This window comes from Arcicella sp. GW458-12-2-14-TSB2, assembly GCF_059423785.1.
The window spans coordinates 1-7,013 of the sequence record NZ_JBWKYN010000241.1 but is presented as its reverse complement, the minus strand read 5'-3'; the positions used below and the strand labels follow the sequence as shown (position 1 = coordinate 7,013).

General features: G+C 35.1%; 4 protein-coding genes. 1 reads left to right on the top strand and 3 read right to left on the bottom strand.

Features of this window, described 5'->3' with window-relative positions; all coding sequences use genetic code 11:
• Positions 1-12: 12 nt before the first annotated feature.
• From AC07XN_RS22535 to cmk, 3 genes are all read right to left on the bottom strand, one after another.
• Positions 13-3,267: a hypothetical protein gene (locus AC07XN_RS22535; RefSeq protein ID WP_494744697.1), complete on the bottom strand. Its 3,255-nt coding sequence runs from the start codon at positions 3,265-3,267 to the stop codon at positions 13-15.
• 106 nt (positions 3,268-3,373) lie between these two features.
• A complete protein-coding gene (locus AC07XN_RS22530) occupies positions 3,374-4,432 on the bottom strand; it encodes an NAD(P)/FAD-dependent oxidoreductase (protein ID WP_494744696.1) in 1,059 nt (352 codons plus the stop codon).
• A gap of 31 nt (positions 4,433-4,463) precedes the next feature.
• Positions 4,464-5,147, bottom strand: coding sequence for a (d)CMP kinase (gene cmk, locus AC07XN_RS22525; RefSeq protein ID WP_309913892.1), 684 nt, complete (start codon positions 5,145-5,147; stop codon positions 4,464-4,466).
• Between the two features lie 207 nt (positions 5,148-5,354).
• Here cmk and ade point away from each other — a divergent pair, with 207 nt between their 5' ends.
• Positions 5,355-7,004, top strand: a complete 1,650-nt coding sequence (gene ade, locus AC07XN_RS22520; RefSeq protein WP_494744695.1) for an adenine deaminase — start codon at positions 5,355-5,357, stop codon at positions 7,002-7,004.
• The last annotated feature ends 9 nt before the right edge of the window (positions 7,005-7,013 follow it).

Here is a 7,013-nt window from a genome sequence, read left to right as displayed (position 1 = left end):
CTTTAGGATATTTTAAAAATCATATCCCAAAGTTATATAAGAAATTGGACTTTGTATCTCTTTATTGTCTAGCCCCCAGCCCAAGTCATACTTTACAAAATATCCTAGTATGGTAGTTCTTGCACCTACACCATAGCCAACCAAGAATGGATTACGAAAATCCGTTACTGTTGCTTGAAATGGGTTAGTAGAAGGCCCTTTTACGATGGTATTAAAACCATTTCTTCTAGAGAATGGACTAGCACCTGTCCAAGCAGAACCCACATCAGTGAAGCCAGTTAACTGAAGATTTTTGAAGAAATTATTATAAATCGGTCCACTGTATAAATATTTAGCAATAGGTAATCTTACCTCAAAATTAAATAATAAGTGACTTGTTCCTGATAACTTGTTGATGTTAAAGCCACGCAATGAAGTAGCGTAGTCTAATAAAAATATATCTTTATTATCGATTTGTGGCTCTTTTGTATTGGCAGTTAAAGGATTAAAAGGATTTTTAGTATCACCACTTCTATCTTGATACTGAATACCAAGCCAGTTATCCATACCTCCCATTACAGTTTGTTTCGGAGAATTTCCGAAAGAATGTCCTCCCGACAATCTTGCAGCGATAATAGTGCCTTTCCCTAGTTTTACATAATGACGTAAATCGAGATAGATTCTATTATACCCATCCATAGAATTGGCTAGACCAGTATAATGTTCAATTCGGGCTCTAAACCTAGTTCCTTCCAACATATTTACGCCGTGACTGATGGTATTGTCGTAAACAAGTTCAATTTTACCGCCTAAATAAGAAGAGAAACCATCGGGAGTCGTCAAATCTGCCAAATTCAAAAACCTGTTTGTGGTAAATGAAGGCGTTGCCGTAATGCGGGTATTAGTATTAATAGGATAGGAAGCTGCTACTGAAATTCTATTAAAATGATATTTATTGATAGTCGTTGATGTTTCTTCTGAAATTGAACGACGGTCAAATCTTACACTATAATCTATTCTATTCGCTAAATACGAATATTCACCCCATAAATCAGAGTTTTTCAAATTTGGCGTAATAAATATCCCTCCTTGAAGATGATGGTTTTCAAGCAAGTCATTCATATTGATGGTTCCTTTCAGCCCAAAGCCTCTTTGCGGAAGCGGGTCAACCATAAAGTCAAGGTCGGTATTATTAACAACAAAAGGGTTGTTATAATCTGTCGGAGCCTTTATTTTAATATTTTCTTTACGATTTTGTTTCGCTAAAATGATTTTCTCTACCTTATTTCTTTTATCATTTTTCGGTGCCTCAGTACTATTTTGTCCTGAATTTTTTGGAACAGAAGTAATATCAAACGTATAATCGTTTGTATCTATTTCTCCTTTATCAAGTATTAATTTCGGCGTTTTAACAGCAGTATTTGCTGTTTCAGTAGTAGGTGTTGATGATGGCGTAGCGGGTTTTACAGGATTATAAGCCGCCTGATTGATGCCATAAAGCCTTACATTTCTAAGCGTGTATGGAACATTAGTTTTAGGACTAAAGTCAGCTTGTGCCTGATAGGCGATAATATCCTGATTTTTTTCTAAAAATTTGTATATCAAGCTATTAGTACTTGCTGTATAGTCGAAATCTTCAATGTTATTTCTAAAATTACTTACTTGCGTTACGGTAGAATCTCCAGCAGTTAAACGATAAATATTTTTGATACCACGCTCATCACTTAAGAAATACACCGTACTTCCGTCTGATACGATAGGTCTGGTAATCGTTCCTAGTGAATCAACCAAACGCTTTACCGTTTCTTGCTTTGGCTTGCCTTCGTGTAAAAATAAGTTGAAATGATTATTTACTTGCTTATAGGTTCCCTTATCAATATCTAAAGAATCTTTCAATCGGTTTGAGGTAAAAATAATTTTACCAGCATTGCCTACAAATTGTGGACTTAAATCATCATACAAGTCATTTGTTAATTGCTGTACTTTCCCTCTCGGAATGTCATAAAGAAACAAATCGTTTTGTCCTTTACTGATGGCACTAAGTACTACAGTGCTACCATTATCAGAAATATCAAAATCTTGAACTTGGTCAAAATCACTCAATACTTTTCTGGTAAAAAACTTACCTGTCAAATCTTTCTCTGTAATATCGGTAAATACACTTAGTACTACATCTCCTTGGTTCTCATAAATAACAGCCAACGACCCACCTTTTGTCCATGAAAGCAAAGGTGTATTATAATCTACAGACTGCTTAAGTGTTTTATAGCCCGCCGTAAGCAACAAGGCTTTCTTTTTAGTTTTTACATCCAGTATTTCTATACTCGATTTGCCCAGCTCATTTCTTGAATAAGCAATAAAAGCGCCGTCTGGGCTTATCTTGAACTTGCTGATTTTATCAAAACTATTGAATTTGCTTTCGTCTATTTTTAAATCGTATTTCAGCGCCTGATAGTTACTATTATTGATAGCATCATTCATCACTGAATAATATTCACGCCAATCTTTCAAAAATCTAGAAAAAGGAACACCAATAGTACTAGAAATCGATGTTTGTTCATTCCTAATGATTCTGGTTAAGTTCAGAATATTGGCAATATTGTCCTTTCCATATTTTTCAGCAATATAAGTCCAGATAGACTGTCCTACTAGTTCAGCCTCTCTGCCACTCGCTAAGTTGGGTCTTTTTAAATATTTATTGTTGATAGCATCACGCATATAAGTGTCTACTTCGGTATTCCATCCTTCAGAAATATAGGCTGTAATGCCACTCATATACCATTCAGGCACACTTAGCAACAAAGAGTTTTGTAAAGATTCTTTGATACTTCCACCATATAGCATATCATGGACAAAAACATGGGCTACTTCTTTGGTAATATGCTTTTTGAAGCTCTCGGCATTTCCAGAATACGCGATTTCGATTCTCGATTTTGCCAAATTTTCCTCACGAATCTCTCTTTCGCTTGAAAGGTTTAGCCCCACATTGCTTTGATTGAGGTCTTGTGTGGCATTATACACAAAAATCTTTGTTTTTGTAAATGGCGAATAGCCTAGAATTTCAGTAATTCTATCGAATTCTGATTCAGCCAATTGAACGGCCAAAGTAGCGGTCTGCTGCCCCCCTTCGTAAAAATAAATTTCAAAATTTTGCGAAGCCAGTACCTTCCATTTGAACGGACGGTATTGAATACGGTTTTTACCGAAAGGTTCTTGTGTAGGTAAAAAATTCTGAGCTAATGAACAAAAAGTAGTCAGAATAAATATTATTGGTAATAGTTTTCTCATTGTTTTAGGACGAAGTTAAAGGGCGTTTCTTCGTATATTAACCACTGCTATATGAAAGAGGGAAATGCATTTTAAGCCAATTCCCTAATAAACAACGAATAAGCAATCACGAATTCCCAGCTCTTAAATATAACGAAGTAAAACGATTTATATTGACTTCTGGAGAAAGTTCTTTTCCAAAGAGTAAAAATTCTGTAAACTGGGTAGCAAAATAGGGGGCAAGTGATACCCCTTTTGAGCCTAAACCATTGAAAATCCCTATTTGTGGAAAATCTGGATGGATTCCTATGAATGGGCGACGGTCTTTAGTAGCAGGACGTACACCCGCCAAATGACCGATTACTTCTAAATTTGGCTTCATTAGTTTATGATACTTCATTAACAAATCTTCTTTACCTTGATGTGTTGGTATAAAATCAAGCTCGTGCCAGCTATAAGTTGCTCCGAGCCTGAACGTATTTTGTGATAAAGGAACCACAAAAGCCCCTTGATTAATAATGTTATCTAATGTTATATCTTCAATGGTTACTTCTAACACTTCGCCTTTTACAGGATTAAAAGGGAGATAACTAAAATAAGGATTTAATCTGGCTTGAAAACCTTCACAAAAAATAGTTTTATAATTATTGGATAAAGCATTTTCAGGATTAAAATTTTCTTGCAAAAGGATATCCTTTTGCAAGAAAAAATCTCTGAATGCATCTAATAATATTTTTAAATCTACCCAGCCAGATTGTTTGGTAGTTACTCCTCCTAACTGACTATTGACAAGGTCTTGGTAGGCGATGTTTTCAAATTCAATAGTAGCAAAATCAGCGAAATCTTCGGGTACTTTATCACTCTTAAAATATTCTTGTACCTCTTCATTAGGAAATGGGCGATAAATAGGCACCTGATGAAAAAACTTTACTTGTAAGACATCTTCTAATTCAAGATAAAATTGTTCAAGAAATGGGAATAATTCATCCGCCATCCAAGTTTTAACTAATTTTCTACCAGTAACAGGGTTGAAAATACCAGCGGCCACCCTTGACGAAGAAGGAATTTCGGGTGCATCAAAAATTTGCACTTTTTTCCCTCTTTGAAGAAGTAAGTAAGCTAATAAAGAGCCTGCCAGACCTTGTCCAACAATTATAAAATCTGTTTCAGCGGATTCTTTACTCATAAGATATAATAGTATTGAACGGGCAACTAACTTAAAGCCTTTCTAATACGTTTTGGTGTAATTGTAATACAAAATTCACTTGTTCTTCCAATGTCATAAAAGAAGTATCCATCAACACAGCATCTTCAGCTTGCACCAATGGCCCTTCGGCACGGGTAGAATCCAGAATATCTCTTTTCTTTAAATTATCAATGATTTCATCCAAATCAACCAATTCTCCTTTATCAAGCAATTCTTTTTGTCTTCTTTCCGCACGAATTACAGGGTCGGCTGTCATGAATACTTTTACTTCAGCATCAGGGAAGACTTTAGTGCCAATGTCTCTTCCATCCATTACTACACCACGATGCTTAGCCATTTGTTGTTGTTGAGCCACCATTGCTTTTCTTACTAAAGTAATCGCACTGGTTTCTGATACCATTTCAGAAATATACATTTTCCTGATTTCCTCCTCAACATTCAAACCATTCAGATAAACATCACTTGCACCTCTATGTTCATTAAATTGAAAACTAATATGAATATCAGCAAGTGCCTTTTCTACTTCTTTTGGATTAGTTAACGTAACATGATTTTCATGAAAATAAAGACTAACTGCACGGTACATCGCCCCTGTATCAATAAAAGCATACCCTAATTTAGCAGCAACTCGCTTTGCAGTGGTACTTTTTCCACAGCTCGAATGCCCATCAAGAGCAATAATAACTTTTTTCATTGAAAGATAATTTTGAGGATAAAACAATAAAATGATAATATAAATAGCTTTATTCGCTAGAAAAATTCAATAGAACAACATTTAAATATAAACAAAGATACTTAAATGGGCAGTACAGATGGCTTCTGAATGTTTAAATATATAGATTAAAATTTCGAATAAAATTCATTTTAGGTTAAACAATTGACTTTCAAAAAAATATAAATCATGCAAGTAAAAGGAAATATCATCAACATTTTTGATAAAACGATAAAATATGGAAGTATCGAAGTGCAAAATGGCAACATTAATAAAATAGAAATACTAGCAGAGAACATAGATGATAATGCTCCATATATTTTGCCTGGTTTTGTAGATGCCCATGTTCATGTAGAAAGTTCGATGCTTACACCCGTACAATTTGCCCGATTGGCAGTAGTTCATGGAACAGTTTCAACTGTTTCAGACCCACATGAAATTGGCAACGTATTGGGTAAAGCTGGCGTAGAATACATGATTCACAATGCAAGACAAACGCCCTTCAAATTTTGCTTTGGTGCACCATCTTGTGTGCCTGCAACGGTTTTTGAAACAGCAGGGGCAACCATCACACCAGCCGACATAGAAGAACTCTTTCAACAATATGAAGAAATAGGGTATTTAGCAGAAGTAATGAACTTCCCAGGGGTATTGAATGGAGATGCAGATATGCTAGCTAAAATTGCATTAGCAAAAGCCTATCATAAGCCAGTAGATGGGCATGCACCAGGTTTGAGGGGCGAGGCTGCCAAGATATACACTGAAGCTGGTTGCCAGACAGACCATGAGTGCTTTACGGCAGATGAAGCCTTAGACAAGCTAAAATATGGTATGAAAATACTAATAAGAGAAGGCTCTGCAGCAAAAAACTTTGATGCCTTAATAGAACTACTGCCCGAGTATTATAATGAACTAATGTTTTGTTCGGATGATAAACATCCTGATAATTTAGTGGAGGGACATATTAATTTACTTGTGTTAAGGGCCTTGGAGAAATTCCCCTCATTATTGTTTGAAATTTTGCAGGTGGCTTGTGTGAATCCTGTAAAACATTATAATTTACCAGTGGGCTTATTACAAGAAGGCGATAATGCCGATTTTGTGGTAGTAGAAAACCTAGAGAGTTTTAACGTACTAGCAACGTACATTTCTGGAGAAATTGTTGCAGAAAATGGTTTTTCAAAGATTCCTAATTTACCCAGTAATATTGTAAATCACTTTGATTGCAACTTTAAAACAATTGAACAATTTCAAGTAAAGGCTAAAACGAAAACTATTAAAGTAATAGAAGCATTGGATGGACAATTGATTACTTTGAAGTCTGAATACCCAGCTATGGTCAAAGACGATATGGTTGTGTCAGATTTAACAAATGATATTTTAAAAATTACAGTTGTTAATCGTTATCATGATGCTCCTCCAGCCATTGGATTTATTAAAAATTTTGGATTAAAACAAGGTGCAATAGGATCTTCTGTGGCTCATGACTCTCATAATATTATAGTAGTAGGAGTAGACGACGAGTCGATTGTAACAGTAGTAAATATGATTATTGAAGCACAGGGGGGAGTAGCTGCAATTAGCGAAAATAAGACCAAAATGTTACTTAAATTGCCGATAGCGGGCATTATGACAGGGGAAGATGGTTATTTAGTTGCCAAAGAATATTCTGCGATTGACAAATTTGCAAAAGATTTAGGATGTACATTGAATTCACCCTTTATGAGTCTATCGTTTATGGCACTTTTAGTGATACCCAATATTAAATTATCAGACATTGGATTATTCGATGGAGAAAATTTTTCACTAACTAGCTTGTTTATTGAAAAAATTAACTAATTTTAACAT